The following is a 20793-nucleotide window of genomic DNA, read 5'->3' as shown; positions in this document are numbered from 1 at the left end:
TCGTTCCTCCTAAACATTTTGTTGTACTTTATCTCTATACCAAATACGGTTTAAATTTTGCGTATTATCTTTATGATTCACTGTGATTCGTGTTGGTCCAGCGCTCATGCCTGTATCCCTCATGCCTTGCGCAACCATATGGGACATTTGCTCTTTGTCCATATTACTTCCTGATGCTTGGATACTAATAGATGCATTTTGACTTGAATAACTGTCATTTGGCATTGATATTGCTGGTACAGGCTCCTGTTTTCTTGATTCAGATTCTTTAGGTTCCGAATCCTTGTAATGCATTACAGGTTTTTCGCTACTAAGAATATTGTACGATGTTATGCCACCTAGAGCAAGTGCGCCGCCCATGAACATTGCCTTCTTAGGACTCATATTTTTCACTTTATCAAGTAAGCCACTAACCTTCTCTGAAGCTTGTGTTACAGCACCAGAAACTCCTTCACTAGCCACATTTCGTACCTTGCTGACAAAGGATTTACTACTCTCATTTCTTTGTTGCATTGGAGTTCGATGTAACTCTGAAACATCTGTCATACCTGCTTGAGCACTATCTGGTAGTTCTATGTTTTGATGTTTATAAAACATACCAAGTCCAGAATTAGAAGTAATCAATTCATCTGAATCTACGCTGCCATGCATAATATCTAAAAGTTTTTGGATACCCATATCAGAAGATAAACCTGTGCTAGTACCAAACTTAAATCCATCCGATTTCAGCCCTTTTCTTAGGTTGCTTAATGCCAACGGAAGTTCTTCTGCTACTTCGTTCAAGAAGAAATTCTTAGCAAACATTCCAACACTTTCTCCGTCTTTTCTAAAGAATTTGTAATCAATGTCTTTCGCTAAATCCCAATTATTATTATAAATTGCATCTATCATTTCAAGTCCAGCTGGTTTTGCTCCGTGCTTTGCATCGATTAGCTTTTGCTCTAGACCACGACCAAATTCTTTTATCTTTTCATTAATAGGTGCATTATGACTAAACTCTTGATCTGCAACCTGTCGGAGGAATAAGTTTAAGTTAGATGCTCGTCCAATTGTCATTTTACCAATCTTTGAAGCTGTTTCCTCAGATGTATTAACAAGGGGTTTTCCGATATGTCCTGTTCCATCATCGGCTACACTTTGCAAACTAGGACCACTATATTGACGCTCTGACACTGGATTATTAAGTCTTTCTCTTTCAGAAGCTATCCTATCTTTTTCCTTTCTTTCATGCTCACTCCATCTTCTTCCAAATTCAGTTTCTACCCGATTATGTGCCTGCTCCCATTCTTTTTGTACAGCTTTATCATCTATAACTGCAATATGAGAATAGTCACCATCGGAGTCTGCATTTTGTAGCATAGAAGAAAATGAAGTTGTATGGATTTCGCCAGGTTTTACATCATCGCTCATAATTAGTTTTGTAAATTGCATAGCTCCATCATGGAATGTTGGGTAACGGACGTTAGCAGTATACATATGCTTACCTGCCTCCAGCCTTCCTTCTAGTCCCATTTTTTGAGCCATGTCTCTTGAAATTACAGTATATTGCCCTTCGCCATAGGTTTCTTGCAGTTTCATTGTTGTGTTTAAATCCATTAATTTAAACAGACCAGAAGCAGAGGTGCTCATATTTGCTTTATACACTCCATCAAATAACATACCTTTGGAGGAAGTTAACTCTTTAAAAGAATGATCTACATATCGACTTACTGCTCCTTGCAACTGACCATGAAATTGTTTCGCTTCTTCTATTGATGTAGCTTTTGTAACAGCATCTGCTTTTTTATAAATATTTGCGATATGATTTTGTAATTCTCGTAAATGCACATTACCATTCGTAGCATCTAAATTTGTAAATGGAATGAATATCTTATCAATCTCTTCCGGTGGTTTTTTGCCATTAAGATTAACGGTAACTTTTTGCTCCTTACCATCATTTCTTTTAACTGAAGGAAGTTCCAACCAATATCCATGCTTATTCTTTAGTTCTGGATTCCCATATCTTTCAGCTAAGCTTTCTACTTTGTTTTGACTAAATATTGTACCTCCATATAAAGCTTTGTCTTTGTATTGTTCTGGTAAAGAGTCGAATTCATTTGCTGATATCCCTTTAAAAGATAACTGATTTTCTTTTCCAAGTTGTTCTAAAGAATGGATTAAATTCTGAGATTCAGTTAATTTACCTTCATTCTTCATCATCTCTTGATAGACATGCTCAAATGTTTTTTCCATCCCTCGACCTTTTAAAACGCCCATTTCTCGATGGCCCCACTTAACACCATCATATGAACCGTGAATTGGCTGATTATGCTCATCAAACCCTAATACTACCCTTCCAGAAGAATCTGTAGATTTGCTGTAGTTCTCTACTTTTGACATGATTCCTTCTAAGATGCCAACTCGAACACCTTCACGATTATGTAATCCATATCGATTATCCTGCATGCTAGTTACATTTTTTACGCTAAATCCTTTTGATTGTAAATCTGAAAAAACCTTCTCAAAGGCATTTGTTTCTATTTTTGCATTTGAGCTGTTATCAATAAAGGCATTAATTTGATCATCCCAAGTAAGACCGATATTTCCGCTCTCAATAATATTAATCGCACTTTTTCTTTGGTTATTTTTCTTCATACCGCCAACGTAATCTGATAATATCCTTGCTTCCCCTGACATCAACATACCAAAGTCTTTATGTTTTGCAACATCTGGATTAATAATTGCTACAATATCTTTAGAACCTGTTACAGCTTCAATAAGTCTTCTATCAGCATTTGTATCGGTCATTTTTTCCCCAGATAACATAAGCTTAAATGCGTTTGTTTTATGCTGAAGAATAATATCCTTATCACCTTGAATTCCATCAACAATCCTAGCATCATGAGTCCCCTCATAACGAATAGCTTCTCGATATCCATTATCATGTATGCGATAACCCAATGTATCTCCTGGCTTTACGGTTTGGTTTAACTCAGCGTTTTGAAAATCAGTATGCCATTCGAATTGCTTGCCTTTTTCAAAGCGCTTTTCTCCATTCACCTTTAAAACTTCTGCGACATCTTCAGCTAATATTCCTTGCTGTTCATACAGACGTGGAAGTTTTAAATAGTTAATTGTGCCATCAGGGTTTATATAACCAAGCTCTTTTAATAGCTTATTTCCTTGCTTATTTTCAAACATTTCCTGAATACGACCCATGAAGTCTTCTTGTGTCATATAAGCCGTTTTCATATTGATACTTACCTTATTTGTGTTGTTTAGATTATACTCGTACTCCCTTTGTCTTGGAGTTAGTAAAAGTCTCCTACGATCTACTCCTTTATATTTGCCTGATGCAAGATGGCCTTCTAGTTCTTCATCAACCAAATGAGCATTCATTGCTTGTACAGAGTTACCACGACCATGATTGAAAAAGTGACCATATGGTGTTACTTCACGGATATCTTGTAAAGATAATATCCCTTTTTCTACATGTGAATCTTTTAATCCAGATGTATATAAATTTACCCCAAGTTTTTCTTGTGACCATTGTGGCATAAGTTGTAGCATTTCATAAGTTTTCGCCATTTTAATATCATCAAAGGATACGCCTGAACGGAGAATCTTTTCCCCTCTAGCATTTGTAGTAAATACATCTTCATAGAAATCATCATCGTTTAATTTTATTAGATTCTTACCATTTTGATATCCATTATGATAAAGGTCCTCAATCATAGCATTTGCCATTTTTACGTGTGATTGCTTTAAGTTATCTGATTGATTATTTGCAAAAACGTATGTATCATTCGCACCTAAGTCCATGCTTCTTGAGATACCTGACATGCTTTCAGTTTCATTTCTCAGGGTTCGCTTAGCTCTTTTATTGGCTTCTTCATAATTACCATCGTTAGCCGCATCCATAATATGAGCCATCTTTTTAGCATAGCCTTGAGCAATTTTTTCAGCACTAGATATCATTTTGACATTCTTTCCATCCAATACTGCATAACTATGAGCGTTTAATGTTAATCCATCTATTTTGTGGGTTCCGTTGTCACTAATTAATGGCATTGTAAGTTCTAGCGCATTTGTCGGTTTAACCCCTCGATGTAATTGATTTTGTACACTTGTACTATGCGTATTATCATATACAAACAGTTTCATTACCTGATTTGGATCCATAGCCATAGTAATACTCTTTGTTGGGTCATTCTTTTTTACACTAGAAATAATCGTTTCTAAAGCTTGCAAATTATTTGGACGCAACCTAGAAAATCGCTCTCTATCAAGTATTTCTATAGATTTTGCAAGTTGCTCGCTTAATTCTAATTTCTTCCCTTTTATGGCCTTATCATGAAATGTTAGGACTACATTTTCAGTATCCTGAATTGCTTGCTTAATAATTTCATTATTTTCTAATAAACTAAGCTTCTTTATATTTTCATTTCCGTTCATTGAGGGAACTGTCATTTCTTGTTCGTATTTTCCATAGTTTCTTTTACGCATATCTATTGCTATTTCACCAGCAGTCGCCCATGGAGAACCAGAACCTGTAATCAACTTTTTATAAGCACTACTTTGATTTGTGTCTATTTTCCCTTGAGACTCCAAATTGTTTACTAAGTTAACTAACCGTTCTTTAATTAAGGCTTGTCTATTATCACCTTCTCCTACTCCCCTTTTAGCATAGCCATAAATGTTGCTACGTGCAGAATCGACAGTTTCAAAATTTATAGAACGGTTATCACTTACTTCTGCATCATAAAACGATAGTTTATGCATCTCAAAATCTTTTAGTTTTCTGGTTTCTTCTGGTGAGCCTACTCTATCAGAAATCAGTTGTTGATACGTCATTAACGCCCGATCTCTTTTTTGATTTATTCCTTTTAAGGCAGCTTGCCTGTCTCTCATGTTTGTCTTATTCGCTGCACGCTGTATATCAGAAGCAAATGCTTCATCGATTTTTTGTACAGTTTCATCTAAGTATGGCATTTCATCTATTAATCTCTTATACATTTTAAAGAAAGCATCTTTTTCAGACTCATTGAATACATATTTCTTTTTTTCGTCATCCCATAAACTATAAAAATCCATTTTATTTATAAGGTTATCTGTTGTAATAGTTCTTGATAATTCTTTTTTAGCTTGATTTCTGCTATACCCCTGCTTCACTAATGCTTCTATTTTTTCAGAACGGTTCTTACCCGCTCCTTCTAAATACTCTTGCATGATCTTTGCATTTTCAAGCATTCGCTTTAATCCAGAAAAGCCCTTTGTTCCTCTTTCTGATATTTCACCATTAATAATATTCAAGCCTTTACCTGCTCCATCTAAGCTGAAAAAGCTATCGTATTTTCTACGAGCACGATCAGACATAATATGATGTTTGATTTCCCTCTGTTGTTCAGCATTAATATTATCCCAAGCATAAAATCGACTTTGAACAAAATCTTGGAGTTCAGAAAAAGCATTTTCTCCTTTTCTTACAACATAGGAATATTCATTTTTTTCTGGTTCAAAGAATCGGAAGGCTAATTTTTTCTCATTCTCATCACTCATATCATGCACACCTGCAAATTGATAGAAGGATTTCGAATTGATTACAGTCTTATTAAATCCACTTGATTTACTAACTACATTTCCTTCTTCATCAAACTTAACTTTAAATGATTCATCACCATCTCGGTAAGCTTGCACACCACCTGATGTAAATAGAATCTGTCCGTTTCTTAACTCCGCATCATTCCATGTCATTCTAGTTTCATGGAATTTAAATCCTTGACCTGATAAAGAATGAGCAGATTCAAATTCATTAAGAATATGGTTTCTAGATTTGGCAATTAATTCAGCAGTAGAATCTGTATCAACTGTGGCATTATGCGCTGAATCCTGCGAATTGCTTCCCAACACATGTCGATAGGCTGCTAATTTGTCTTTTCCATATGGGTTTGATTCAGGGTTATATTCTGGATTCATTTGTTTTTTTAAATCATTTGAATCCATGTAAGCTGTACGAATTACATTAAGATAATCTAAATGCTTAACGTCTTTTGGTATCTCTAAATTTAACTTTTGTGCATATGCTCTCATAACTGGCATATCAAACGTATTACCGTTGTAACTAACAAAATATTTTTCCTTATTATCATTCATTATTTTTATGATTGCTTGCATTGCTTCTTTAGGAGAATGACCCACTTTAGTCATATTATTTAATCCACTTTCCATATAAGGCATGTACTGATCCATATGCTTTACAACTTTAGCATGGTCAACTTGGTCTTTATAATCAAATACGGATGTGATTATAGAATGGTGCTTAATTTCTCCGTTTGCATATGAAAATGGAATATCATCTCCCGTCGCATAAGAAGAATAGCGCATTAAATCCACTAGCGAACGTTTTTCCCACTCACTTAAAGAGTTATAGATGTATTTATCGTGTTTCATTCCCTTTATCTTATCCTGAAGGTAATCTATTACATCACTATTTTGATGGACAATACCGTTGAATCCAGTCCCTTTTATAAGATTTCCGTTTTTATCATATTCATTGAGAGAAATCTCAGATATACCATAAGGCTTTATACGATCTTGACTATCACCATACGTTTCAATATCAAACACATAATGATTAGATGTTTTTGCAAAGTTCCGGAATTGCTCTAAGTTTTCTTGTCCTCTACTTAATGATGTAGCATGAAAAAGCTTCATAACCCTTTGCCCATCATATATTACGGGCTCTTTCTTGCGGATTAACTCTTCTATCTCTTCTTTCATTGAACCCTTATCACGGTTTAATACAGCAATATGATTTGCTATCCTTTTTTCATAATCACGATCAACTTTATGAGATGAATATAATGCATTACTTGTAGCAACAATTTTAAAATCTTTTTGTTTCGGGAGAGCAACACTTGCCCTTAAATCTGCGGGCAAGCTTGCATCAAATTGATTCATATCCATAAAAAACACATCCTTCTATACATAACGATTGGTATACTTTTTCAAATGATTTTCTATTTCATCTCTTCTATCTTCAGTGTAGGAAAAGTCTACATATGTTTCCGAGCCATTCGAAGGAGAAACGTTAACTTGAACATTTCTTAAACCAGAACCTTGTAAAATATTAACGATATTTTGTTTCAAAATATTAAATCCTTGGAAATTAGATGCTGCACCTTCTCCAGAAATCGTATTTGAACCATCTTCGTGTAAATCTGGGACATAGCGAGATGCCTCTACATTGTCATCCCAGAAATTAAAATCACTTTTATCTATTCCAGCTTCCTCAACGGTTTTTACTTTAATATCATTTAAATCATATTCTGGGCGCCATCCTTCCCATGTCCAATCTGGAATATCATATTTTTGCATGTAATATTCCAATGGCTTCTGTTCTTCTACTCCATATCCCCAAATTGCTTTATAAATCCGCTTTTGGTTTTCAGGAATCAGTTTTAGTATTTCTTCTTGTTCTTTTAAATTCGCTTCTGCAAAGTCTGTAAAGAACCACTTATCTTTATAAGGGAATGCTTTCATAACTTGCATACGATCACCTAAAGGATCAATGCCATATAAAGTCGTATCACGCTCTTCTTTATATTGAAGTGCTTGTAAAAACGCATCCGGTAGGTACATTTCATTTTTATTTTCCGAAATCGTTTCTAACTCTGCATTTATTTCTTTTCTTCTATCTTCCCATCCTTTTGGTTGTTCTAAATAGAGTTGTTTTTTCTCTTCCTCAAGTTCTTTTCTTTTTTGCTTTGTTAAGTCTTTTTGCTCATTAATTACTTGAACAATATCTTCTACATCATATCCAGTTTGATGAGCTATTTCTTCTCTTGCATTTTGATATAATCCTTCATATTTAAGGTATTTTAGTATATCGAAATACTCATTGATATCATTCTCGATACGTCTTCGTTCTGGTATCCATTTCTCGCCATGTTCTTTTTCATAGTTTTTATAAAACATATTGGAGCCTAAACCAAATAATCCACCTGCAATAGACATAAGTTTAGTTGGTCGGCCACCTTTTAAGAATAGGCGTCCAAGCGCAAGGCCTGTTGTAGCACCCGCTGCCATTGACCATAATGGACTATCGAATCTTCCTATACCTTGTAATGTAGGCACAATATAATCATTCAGCATAAAATTATCCCATGTCGCCCAATCTTTTCCGTATATTTGGTCACGTTCATACTCTTCAGCAGCTGTGCGCACTTGTAAAAACTTAGTGTTTAAAGGAGTACTAGCATGAGCAATATTTTCCCAACGTTCCCCTCGTTTGATTTCTTGAGGTGTAAATCTTGCATGAACTCCTGTTGCTGAAAAGTCATTTTGATTCTCTACCATTTCACCACGTCTGATAATATCCATATTGATATTACCTATTTCATTAAACACAACAGCTCTCATTGTTCCGTATGTATCTTTCGAAATTCGCTGAGTAGGATCTTCAGAGATACCTATTTCAACTTTATCACCAACACTGAAGTATTGCTGCAATACACCTGTAGCTTTTTTTCTATATTCCATACCAGCCATACGGATTGGCTGATCACCATATTCTTTTGTTAAAAATGTGTAATCATCTAAGAATTTTGTCACGGTAACTTCATCTGTGACAATATCATTTCCTTTGAATCGATATGGTGTAAATTCAAACTTCTTTTTACGTTTTGAAACCTGTTTTCGTATTTGAGTAGCTTCTTTTCGTAAGTCCTCATCCTCTAAGTTGTCCATAAGATACTGACTCCAAAATTTATATTCATCGGACCACGGGGCAGCATCAGACAGGATTTTAAATTTATCAAAAGCTCCATATCTACCTGTTTCATCTGAATGCAATTCATTTAGGGATTCATAAGCTTCACCAGGAAGACGATATTCTCCATTTGGAAGTTTGCTATAAGGATCACCCACTTGGAAATTAATAAAGTAATCTGAACCGGGCATCCAATCAGGCATTGTATTGCGTATAGGATTATATGTATCTAACTGACCACTATCTCTTCTAATAAAACGACGACCAATCTCAGATAAACTTCCCCCTAATGAACCTAGCTCTGACTCCCAAAAACGATTAGAGGCATTATAGGCGGTATCAGCCATTTGTATAACTGTTTTCCCTCCATATGGGTCACGCCCTAGCATTTCATCATTCGCAAGCCACTTATATACACCTAATGGTTCTGACCAGTTTTCTATTGCTTCTTGGGTTAACCAACTAGCTGATCTTGGGTCTTCTATATTCTGCATTTTGCGATACATAATATCCTGCTTATATGCATATTCTTCATCCATCATTGCTCTTGGCTTTGTGCTAACTTGGACATTATAACTTGGATTTTCACTAGATAAGATAGCTCCTTTCATTTCACTTCCCTGAGGGGCGTCTGTACTAGCGATTTCGAACATCTTGCCTATAGGGATATTTTCTTTAGCGATATTTGCTGGAACATACATCGCTTGCCCTGTATCTGTATCTTGTGCAACATAAGCTCCTGTGGGACTCCCTTTTCCATCTAACTCATCACTTACAAAGTATCTAGCAGGATAAGAATCTCCAGTGGCATCTACTGAAGAAGACCCGCCATATTGTTCTGTTGTTGCTAATACGTCATTTTTAACTCGTCCCGCTGGCGATACAACAGTACGAATAGGAGAATCAGGTCTACTTCCTAGTTTGCTTGTTTCGTTATCATAGATAAGAGTAGGATTACCCCAATATTCCGGGTGCATCTCTTGTGTGGGTTTTACTAACTTGCCTATTGTAGCATTACCAATATCACCAAGAACCATTGTATTAGGGTTGAACAGTTGCCCTGTTAACATATAAGGACGGTCATAGTAATGCTTTTTTTCCCACCAATAGGGATCACGATTACCTAATAAGAATGAAAGTCCACCTAATGGATTTTCTAACGTAGGAAGCAAACTATTACTCCAATATTCTTCGCCAGTTGCATTTGTATTTGTCCATTCATAATCACTATGTGCTTTACGGAAACTATTTGGAGCAAATTCCATAATACGATCCCCACGATATGCAGATTTAGAACCCATAAACCACCATCTAGATTTACGAACTTCTTCTACACCATTATAGATGTCATCTAAGGTTTCATCATAATCCATTGTATCTTCTTCACGAATGGATGCTTTTCCTAAGAAAGGCGCAAATACGTTATTTACAACATCACCTAATCCAATCGGACCAACACCAGGAAGATGCATACTTGGCATAGCTGCCCAATGGTCTATACCGGGCTTTAGCATTCTTTCACGCTTGATATTATAAATATCTTCCGGCGTTCTTGCTGCTGCTCTATCTAAACGATCATTCGCCTTATAATTTTCCCATCGTTCATCAAGTCCTTCACCAGTCCATTGGTCTGTTTTCCAATCTGCATATTTTACTGCTTCTACTCCAGCGTATATAGGGAAGATACGTTTCCACATCAAATTGTTAAATATTTGAAAAGCACTACCCATAGATTTATCTGAAAATCCTAATCCTGCATTTCCAAGTGAATCTTGTAAACGGAACATTGGATAATAAGTACCAAATAAACCAAAAGTCGTTACGTCCTCCATATTATTACGACCAGTAAATGGACTGATTTGTGTCCAAATATCTCCCACTGATTGAGCTCTTTCTTTAATACTTGAATTTAAGCCAAAGATTGTACTCAAATGGTTAGCCATTCCAGATTTATTTATTGCGACATGTTCATCTTCTACTTGGTTAATTGGGCGTGTCGCTGAATACCGCTCCCACACTGGATTTGTTTTGCGATACATCTCACGCATACTATCTTGAAAATCTTTATTTTCTTGAAACAAACGACTTGTACGATTTAGTACAGCGTTAGTATTCTTTTGAACGTCAAACATTTGAGAACGGAATATACTATAATTCAATAAAAACTCTGCATTTTGTAAATCATCTTTAAGTATTTTACCGTTGTCGTATAACCCTTTTAATTCACCTCGAAAATCCTCTGCTAAATTAGTATATGACTTCATTTCAGGGCGTCTCATTAATCTTTCTCTCATAAGATACATGCTGGTTTGTTGATGAATAACATCATAACCTGTTTGTAGCTGTGTATGATGACCTAGTATAGGATTACTCTCCCCGATAGGTGTCTTTTTATTGAGAACCTTATCTGGATTTCTTTCAAATTGCTTATATAAATTAACGAACTCCGTGTGAGCTGTTGTGCTACTATTTACTTCTTTTTCTCCTATATGACGAAACAGCTTTATGATATCATCCTCTTCTGAGAAATTAATGTTTTTATCCTTTATAAATTCTCTAATATCTGAAGGTAAGTCATCTTTCAGCTGATTTAAGACCCTTGGATTGAAGCCTTTTGTATTTAATTTAAAGTACTTATTCATTTGATATAAAGATGAAGCATCCTCAAATCCATCTGTAAAAAGATTCTTAATTCGATTTCGATCCCAATCTTTGTTTAAAAACTTAGTAAACACACTAAATCCTTGGTTATAAAATGAATCTGTATCTTGTCTTCCAATATCAAAAAAACTAGCGATAGGATTTCTAGGAGTTTCGTTATCCGTCATAATACCAGAAATATGTCTTTGCATTTTTCCTAATGTACCAAATTGAGAAGATGTGAGATACATATCCCGTTTCGGGTTTAAAATATTTAGTGCTGTATTATTATTAATAGCGTCATAATCATATAGACTTACAAATTTACCATTTACATAGACAACCTCTTGATTCAAGGCTTCTGTTGACTCTATCCCTCTATGTCCATTTAAACTAGACTGAATACTTCCACGTTGGAATATCTTAAAGCTTGCTTGCTCTCTAGCTGTCTTTATATTCATTATATCTCTTAGATGAGCTAGTCCACCCGGTAATGTATTAGCCCACCACTCTGCCTGATTACGTTTCATATTACTAAAAACTTTATAATCCATTAAACTTTCTACTTCACCGTTTTTTGTAACAAGATATAAATTTTCATCAAAAACAGTCTCTTTAAAACTCTTATTATATTGAAGTACATCATCGATTTGAGCCTTTAAACCTGCATTCATTTTGATTTTCCCAGCATCATGTAGGCCAAGTACATCTCCGACTGTAGCCTGTTTATGACCAATAACTGCACGTTTAAGGATATTATCTTTCTTTGTAATGTCTTGCATTTGTTGAGCAGTAAATTCACGGAGCTTTTGTTGCATTCCTTCTACAAGCCTTTTAGCATCTGTATTGGTTTGGATGAAATCATGGCGCTGATATCTTTCTCTGGTTTGCTTTAATACACTCCATACTTCTGAATGATCTACACCTTTTCCGTGATTTTTTAATAATAATTTTAGTTGCTCATCTGACCCGAAATCCAGCACTCCTAACTTTCCTTTAGACAACGCTTTGTCTAACTCATCCATTAAAGACTGGTTCCCTTTAAATGACTGATGCTTTCTCATGTCATCCATAACTGCTGCAAAACGAAATCCTTCCTGTATATGAAATGGAACTTCACCTTTATAATTACCAGGACCATCTATACGACCAATCAAATTATCTTTATGTCGTAAGTAGCGTTCTATATCCATTTCACGGCTATTAATAACGTCAGCTTGCTTCTTTTTTTGCTCACCTAAAATTTCTTTTCTTCTCTTAACAAAGTTATTTTTCAATACCTTCATTCGATCAACAGTTAATTTATCTTCACCTACAACTAATCTTCCTTGGTTATCTAATGTTTCTTTTGCAGCACGGTAAACCGCTTTTCCTTCAGTATTAAGAAATTGACTTATTTTACGAAACGCACCAGTTCTATGCCCCACTGATAATGCACCCAATGTTGCAGCGACACCTATTCCAAGCTTTCCGATAAAAGGCATTTCATCTCTTTCTTCAGGTTTCTTATAGAATCGTTCTGTCTCTCGTGGTTTGTTTTTATATTCTTCAAAGCGTAACTCTTGCATGAATATCAAACTCTCTTCCTTCAAGGATTTCAAACGTTCTTATAAAAAGTATAGCTAGACATTCTTGTATAGCCCATTGCATACATCCGTAATGCCTATTCAAATTACGATCATATTGAATAAGACCTACACATTCCCATAATTTAAACATTAATCAAACTCCCCTTTTAGTTCATCATGATGCTTAAACCATCCTAACTCAGGATGTACCTCTTCAAAATTTGTTGCTGGGGTTGTGACCTTTGCACCTGATTCAGCAAGCATAGCTAATACTGCTGCTTCGCTATTCATATCTGCCTCTGATAATGTTTTTTTACTATTTTGTGGAGGAGTCTGTTGATGTGTGGATTGATCCTCATACTGTGCATTTTGTTGTGGCATCTCTCTTTGCATCTGTTGATTATATTGCCCCTGCTGCTGTTGTGCATCATTCATCATTGTTTCATCAATTGACTCAATTCGAACCCCTTTTAAATTTTGTAGTATCCACTCAGCTCTAGATAAATAGTACATTGTTTTTCTCACTGGCCAAGATGCAATTACTTCTATTGGATATTCAGGAAATGCTTCATGAATCATGCAATCCACTTGATAATCGTAATTCAGCATTTCTTCCCTATATTGGTCTAATAGCTCTTTTGCTTGCTGTAAGTGCAATCCTGAAACATCTAATATGCCATCTGATAATATTTCAGCGATTCCAGCAACTCCAACTGAATAATCGTAATCGTAAGGATAGATAACTACCTGCGAGCAGATAACTTCTTGAAATTCACCTAAGTCTAGATCTAAAAGAACTATCTCTTTATACTCTTCCCTTCCAAGTGCCCGAAAAATATAAGTTTGCTCCAAAATATCTAGTTGATAAATATCACCAAATTGTTGCTTCCATTCGATTAAATTATTTATTGTTAGCTCTTCATTCATTTTAAGTATTCACCCTCTTATAACAAAGATAGCAGAACATAGTGTCCTGCTATAACTTAAAGCTTTATTGGTGCACTTTGTGCAACGAAACCTGATTTATCCATAATCATTTCAGATAATAGACTTGGAATCCCTGCTCTGCTTTTTAACATCTTTTCAATAGTAAAGTTTCTTGGGAATAAAACGCATTTCTCTGTAAACATTTCTTCACGATCAAGGGCTGTTAATGTCTGATCTCTAATAATTTCACGATACTCAGGGCGTGATAATGTTCTCCATACAAATGGTTCACCTTCAAATGGAGTAAAGTAAATACCACCATATCGCTCTTTCCATTCCTCTACTTCCATGCGAGTAGGACCATTTTTAACAACTGGCGCATGCCATTCCTCTTCAGAGTATTCAGTTCCATCTACACCAGTAAAAACAGGCTGCGGCTTATTTTCAATATGTTCTTCATTTATTTCATGTTTTTCAACTATATCTGCTTGTTTATTAGTATCTTCCTGTATTGTATTCTCTTTTTTGGCTTTTTCCATCTTTATTCCTCCTAGTGTAATGCATTACATTACAATTATAATATCTTTATCCAAGTAAAAAAAGCTGTTTTATTCAATTGTTCCATATTGCATTGGACGATATATAGTTTCAATAGATTGCTCTTTATTTTCATTATTACTTCCCTGAGACATGCTCGCTAATGATCTACCGTTTAAATCTCTAGCAATAAATGAATATTGCTCTTGTATTGGCGCCCCTTGGTCAGCTGTTGAAATAGATTTAGACATGCCTGAAAGCTGTACACCATTAATCACATCCACTGTCATGCTAGGCTTATTAAATCTTTTAGACTCGTACATTTGATTACTTATGTATCCGCTCGATTCTGATATAGCTCCATACTGAACTCTTATATCAAACCCGAATTGTGAATTATAAAAATAAGGAGCATCATCATAACTCATATAATGACCATTATCCTTTTGGGCACCCCATATAGCATTTTCATATTCATCAGCAATTTGATCAAAAGAACTTTTACCTAGTCGTGTTAAAATCTCTTCTAATTTAAGATTTTGATAGTACTGCGGCTTAATTTTCCCTTCTTTTTCCCCATTCGAAACAGCATGAAAAATAGCATTAGCATTCTGAACAACTTGCTGTAAGTAACCAACAGAAGTAAAGTTTATCGAAAAAGCTCCTTGTATTAATCGCTTTCCCCTTGCTACTGCATCCATTGTATAAGAATGGTATCCGTATATAGGTAAAACTTCTTCAGATAATTGAAAAGCGATACTTGTAATGTCATCCACCCATATGTCACCAAAATATAACTTCACATCAGCATTGGAGAAATATTCAGAGTTAAATATTTGATATTCGACCCTTGTATCTTGGCGAGCATACATATCTTGTCGGGGTGTTAATGTACTTTGTAGTGACTGTCTGTTCCCGTAATATCCTTTATTTGTTACCATGTTTAACACTCCTATAAAGACTGTAATTTTATTGAACTAGCTAAATTTGTACGTTGCATTGGGTCGATATCTAATGCATAAAACTCATATACGTTCTGAGTGAAAATGTCATCAATACTCAAGACCATTCCTTCTGTATATGTACTAACACCGTATAAACTCATAGAAGATTGCGCACCAAATTCGTTGGCCATTGATAAAGTAATATCAAACAAAGGCATTTCATCCATCAGCATTCTGTAGCCAGCTTCTTTTATTTCTCTCATGCATCTATAAACGATACTTTCATCAAATACAGTAAAACCTAGCACTCCGGAAATTGTTCGCATTCCTCTTGTAAATCCCTTCATACTTACACGTCCTAATGCACGAACAGGATATTTTTCTCTAAATATTGAGTATGATAAACTAGATAATTCACCAAAAACAACAGGACCTCTTCCAGGCACATTAATACTACAAACCATATCTGCGCCAGTATATGAATTAAAATTCTTTTGATAAGCATCTGGAGCGCTCTTTGCAGGGATATTAGGAATATCTTTCTTTTTTCTTCTTTCTTTATCATCTAATTCTTTTGTAAGCATTTGATTTTTTCTAATATCTTGAATGGTGGACTCTATGAGCCGTATAGCCATTTCTTGCTCGTTTCCTTTAAGTAACTTCATAGCAAGTGAAATAAAGTTCCTCAACACTAGTAATGCACTTTCTGAATCTAACCTTTGATTAATTTCAGTTGAAGCTATTCTTACAAACAGAATAGGATCTTTAAATTGTACACCTGTGCTCCCCATCCATTGGATCAAGTCATACGCACCATTTGGAGAAGCCGACATTACTTTTGGATTTCTAATATACGGTATTAAGTTCTTAATTAATAAATTAATAGATTCCATATGTTTCTCCTTTTTATTCTAAAATAGGACAGCAATTCTGCTGTCCTATTACTTATTAAAATCCGCTTGCAAGCGTATCGCCAGAAGCGACATTACCAGAAGCTCCACCTTCTTGACGAAGATTATCTTTTGCTTGAACACCTTTAAGTTTACGAGCAACGAAAGAATAAGCTTTTGCAGTAATTACGTCATCCACTGAGAATCCAGATGCTTCATTTAACAATTGAATTCCGTAGAGTTCCATACCTGCACGTTGTCCGTATTCGTTCGCCATAGAAATCGTAATATTGAAAGGCATTAACTGATCGGCATACTCTGGAACGAAGAAGTCTGTTAAATTGTCTGTGTTGAATCCGCCGCTTTGAGAACCATCTGTACGAGCGTATCCTAAACGAGTCATTTGTTCATCCCAAGTATTAATACCATATGTATTTGCACCATTTGGAGATATAGATTTCAATCCGCTTAGAATTTCATCTTCAAGACCCATTCGTCCAGAACGAGCGCCTTGTCCATTTACGTTCGCAATATATTGTTGGAAACGCATAGGAGATGGAGCACCTTTGTATTCTTTTTTCATCTCTTCAAGTAATGCATCTCGATCAAATTGAACAAAGACTAAAGAACCTTGAATGCCACGTTTACCACGAGAGAAAGAACGAGCATCTGGGCTACCCATTGTATAAACAGGAGCAACTTCACGTGCAACTGAATAAGAAATCGCCTGTAATTCTCCAATTACACGACCATTAAATGTTGCTGCAATATCCGCACCAGAAAATGTAGAAAAGGTACGAGTGTATTCTTCTTGATTAAACATAACTATTTCACCCCTTGTGAAATTTATTTATTATACACATGCAAAGGGTTACTCACCCCTTGCACGTTACTTTTATAAGCTTGCACGCAATGCTACGCTAGTGTAGATTTTACGTGTTTCGTATGCAGGAACTAATTCAAGTTGAATATATGCGTTGCCTAACACACGGTCTTTAGCTGAAGTGTAGATAGAGAATTTGAAGTTTGTTAATACTCCAAGATCTTTTAACTTATCTAAACCAGCTTGTATTTCTGTTGCTAAACTATTACGCTGAGCAATACCATTTGGCAGACCGATAAATTTATCTGCTAGTTTTCGAATTAATTGAACAGTAGTATGAGTGATACGTACCGTAGATAAACGTTGATAGTCACTCATTACTCCAGCAGCCGTCACACCATCTTTTACAACAATAGAACGATTACCATTGATGCTCACTTTGTTTTCAAATGTAACGTAATGTCCACCAGCTAATTGGTTATGTTGAGCTTCAGATAAGTTATATCGTAGCCCTGACACAGCAATAGGTTTATTTGTAGTAGAAACTTCTGGTCGCAATTGTGAAATTAACGCTGAGTAAATACCAGAACCACTTGCGATATATGGGCCAAGTTTTTCATTGGCTAGTCCAGTTTCAGGACCGAATACAACGTTAGTGTATCGACCGATATCGATTGGCTCTCCCTCGTCGTTAAAGATTTGTTCATTTGTTGCAAGGTTATACATGTTGTGAATGTTTTGGTAGTTAGGATTAATACCACGAGAAATCCAATACTGAGCAGATTCTTCATCAACACTGATACCTTTTGTTAACAGATCAATATATTGTTGAATTTCACGTAAACCAATTTCAGGAGCAGCTGCCACACCAATTACACTAATTGTTTCAAATGTTTTCGCACTAACCATTGCACAATGTTGCGCCAATTGAGTTGCGAAGTTTCGTGTATTATCAACATGAACTGAGCCATCGTCAGATACAGCACCAATTGCTGTATTAGCAAATGCATCACAAAGCCAGATAAGATCAACTGAGTAGTTTTCTAGTTTGCTATAAATACCTTGTTCTACTAAATCATATTCATCCAAAGTACCTGGAACTAGTTCATATCTGCCGCCAAGAACATCATATAATTCTTTCATTTCTAACAAGCTTGCTGTGTTATAGAATCCATTACCACCTAACCATGGGAAGCGGCTTTCATCATTTTCAGCTTTGTCGTCATCAACAAATAATGTATATTTAAGTTCTTCATCACTATATTTTTCACCAAGATTAATTGGACGATAATCATAGCGGCCATCAATTGGACTAACTGTATAGTCAGTTACCATTAATCCTGTTACAGCAACATCACCAGTATTTACAGGGACTTCTAATCGAACAATATTATTTTGCGGTAGGCTATTTACATAGTTCGCAAATTCACGAATTGTACGAATACCACGCATTTCTTTTGTTCTAAAGCGGATTTCAGTATCATTTGATGTTAATTTTTTATCAGAAGGTTTAATGAAACGCACTACACGATTATCCATGTCAAGAGTTCCATTTTCATTCACTTCATATTCAACAGTAAATTTAACACCATATAAGCTTTCAAAATCACGATAGTCTTGAATGCCACCATAGACTTTACCACCATTTTTACCTAATACAGTGATTTTTGCTCCCTGAGTCGCACCCTCACCTGTCTTATAGTGTGCAAATAATTTAGCACCAACAGGACCAACACCAGATTTAATCATTACTTTAATTCTGTCTTTTCCATCAGGATAAATAACAGTGTAATGCTCGGTAGCTTTTAAAGAAACACGTTTACCATTTAACTCGTAATACACTTCAAGAGAGTCTGTTACAGGTGTATATTTAAGTAAAGTTTCTTTTTCAGAACCTGGAATTACATATTCTTCTGACTTTTGAATTTCTAAGTCATTGTAATAGAAATAGTCTGCTGATACAGTTAATGCTGCTGTTAATGCAGGATATGTACCTTTTGCAACTTCTTGTTGATATGCTTCAGTAAAGCGTATACCACCTTGCTTATACTCTTCTGCAGTAATCATATCAGTAAGTTCATTTTTCACATTAGGATCACCTTTACCGATACGCCATAAACGTTCACCTGATGCATTTACCATAGGAATTGCATTAACAGCTCCAAGTGTGTCCTTTGTATAGATATTTACTTGGTGAACAGGATCATCTGACCAGTTTCCTACTTCTGATGAGAAGTAATTAGTCATAGTAGGACTTTGTGTTAATAAGCCTAATGTAGATGGGTCTGTCTTTCCGTCCATATTACGAGTAACTTCTGAATAATTACGTTTCTTCGCTTTGAAAGTCACTTTAATTGTATTTTTAGGACGGAACTTATCCTTTGCAAAGTAAATCGTTTCAGATCCAGGTGTTATATCTACATTTTGATAGCCAGTTGATTCTGGGAAAATTTTAACTGGTTCTCCTGAAGTGTCACTTCCTTCAAACTCCTCAACCTTTTCGATTTTTACAAGACGATGATCTTTTTCGATATTTAAACGTTTTGTAAAAGCAACGTTACCTGGAATTAAATTACTACCTAGTAAATCTGATAAAGGCTCAGTAACTTCACTATTTGCATCTTTCGCAAGAATTTCAGACATAGCTGTTTTACCAGAAATACGAAGTAATCTAATATCTTCATTCCCTGCTCGAATTGCTTCCCACATCGCACGAATTAATGTACCTTGATGAGGAACACGTGCAGTTTTTTCTACACCGTTTTCAATAATAACTCTTCGTTCTAATAAGCCGCCGAACATTTTTTCAGCAACTTTTGGTCCACCAATTTGGTTAACGGATACAGGCTCTCCTACTGGTCCATCAATAGCAGTACCCATTATTAAAAGCGCTTGTGTTCTAGCATCTTCAGCTTGTTTACCAGTATAGAGATTCCCATCTTCATAAGAAACCTTTACACCAGGTAAATTTTCATACTGTTCAAATGTTGACATTAGGATTCCTCCTTTAAAGTTAATCTCTTAATTAAAGAGAATTATTAATTGTTGAAGCAACTTGCACTTGTCGAATTTCATTAAGAAATTTAATAGTTATTTTTTCAAATCGCATCTTATAGTACATAGGTCTTTTCGCTATATTGATCCTCTGAGTTTGTATTACTTCATCAGCCCCTTGTGAATTAAATAGAATCTCTTGGACTCCATTCTTCTTAAAGTGACCTGTATAATTTTGAATAAACTCTTCAAGATCTAATATCATTTCGTCGGCTTCTTCAGCACTTTCTGAATAGACCACAAACTCAACAGCTAAATCAAAGACTTGTCCATATAATTCGACATATTCACCATCTCGATAAGGATGCCGAATAGTCCCTCTATACCTTGGCTTAATATCTTTAATATCCTGATTAATTTTTCTTTCTACGACCCTATATGTAATACGTGGAAATGCTGCATCCTCTTTAATAGGTGAATAGCGAATAAATTCTCCAGGTAATCCAGCCTCTTTCCAAAGCCTTTGCAAATCATCAACAAAGCTCAAAAAAGTAATAGGCTTATCAGATCTTAGCCGGTTATCTATATAGGGATCTTCATGTAAAGTAAGCTCTTCCAGTTTTTTGAGCGAATCTTCATAAGCTTCTATTTCACTTTTTATATGATCTGGCATATCTTGTGTTTTTTTTATAACGGAATATACATCCGGATTACTCAAGAG

General features: G+C 35.4%; 10 protein-coding genes. All 10 read right to left on the bottom strand.

Translation table 11 applies throughout. From position 1 onward, the window contains the following. Positions 1 to 9: 9 nt before the first annotated feature. A complete protein-coding gene (locus NST86_RS33915) occupies positions 10 to 6945 on the bottom strand; it encodes a hypothetical protein (protein ID WP_340935622.1) in 6936 nt (2311 codons plus the stop codon). 15 nt (positions 6946 to 6960) lie between these two features. Further along, positions 6961 to 12957 carry a hypothetical protein gene (locus NST86_RS33910; RefSeq protein WP_340935621.1) on the bottom strand — a complete coding sequence of 1999 codons (5997 nt, stop codon included), beginning with the start codon at positions 12955 to 12957 and terminating at the stop codon, positions 6961 to 6963. After that, on the bottom strand, positions 12938 to 13108 hold the full coding sequence (locus NST86_RS33905) for a hypothetical protein (RefSeq protein ID WP_340935619.1): 171 nt from the start codon (positions 13106 to 13108) through the stop codon (positions 12938 to 12940). The genes NST86_RS33910 and NST86_RS33905 overlap by 20 nt, the downstream gene beginning before the upstream one ends. Next, the gene (locus tag NST86_RS33900; protein ID WP_340935617.1) at positions 13108 to 13884 is read right to left on the bottom strand and encodes a hypothetical protein; all 777 of its coding nucleotides are present in this window, start codon (positions 13882 to 13884) and stop codon (positions 13108 to 13110) included. The genes NST86_RS33905 and NST86_RS33900 overlap by 1 nt, the downstream gene beginning before the upstream one ends. Positions 13885 to 13940: 56 nt before the next feature. Then, the gene (locus NST86_RS33895; RefSeq protein WP_340935616.1) at positions 13941 to 14423 is read right to left on the bottom strand and encodes a hypothetical protein; all 483 of its coding nucleotides are present in this window, start codon (positions 14421 to 14423) and stop codon (positions 13941 to 13943) included. A gap of 69 nt (positions 14424 to 14492) precedes the next feature. Further along, positions 14493 to 15362 (bottom strand): hypothetical protein, encoded by an 870-nt coding sequence (locus NST86_RS33890; protein WP_098205223.1) that lies wholly within the window; start codon positions 15360 to 15362, stop codon positions 14493 to 14495. Positions 15363 to 15373: 11 nt separating this feature from the next. Then, the gene (locus tag NST86_RS33885; protein ID WP_340935615.1) at positions 15374 to 16258 is read right to left on the bottom strand and encodes a hypothetical protein; all 885 of its coding nucleotides are present in this window, start codon (positions 16256 to 16258) and stop codon (positions 15374 to 15376) included. Between the two features lie 55 nt (positions 16259 to 16313). Beyond that, entirely contained in the window at positions 16314 to 17078 is a 765-nt protein-coding gene (locus tag NST86_RS33880) for a hypothetical protein (RefSeq protein ID WP_072190787.1), read from the bottom strand. A 72-nt stretch (positions 17079 to 17150) separates the two neighbouring features. Continuing rightward, positions 17151 to 20072: a hypothetical protein gene (locus NST86_RS33875; RefSeq protein WP_340935613.1), complete on the bottom strand. Its 2922-nt coding sequence runs from the start codon at positions 20070 to 20072 to the stop codon at positions 17151 to 17153. Positions 20073 to 20103: 31 nt separating this feature from the next. Further along, on the bottom strand, positions 20104 to 20790 hold the full coding sequence (locus tag NST86_RS33870; protein ID WP_098205220.1) for a hypothetical protein: 687 nt from the start codon (positions 20788 to 20790) through the stop codon (positions 20104 to 20106). Positions 20791 to 20793: the final 3 nt, after the last annotated feature.

Origin of the sequence: Bacillus sp. FSL L8-0199 (assembly GCF_038005705.1) — a bacterium.
Taxonomy (GTDB): Bacteria; Bacillota; Bacilli; order Bacillales; family Bacillaceae_G; genus Bacillus_A; species Bacillus_A cereus.
Note: the sequence above shows the minus strand (reverse complement) of the source record. Positions and strands in the feature narration are given on the sequence as shown.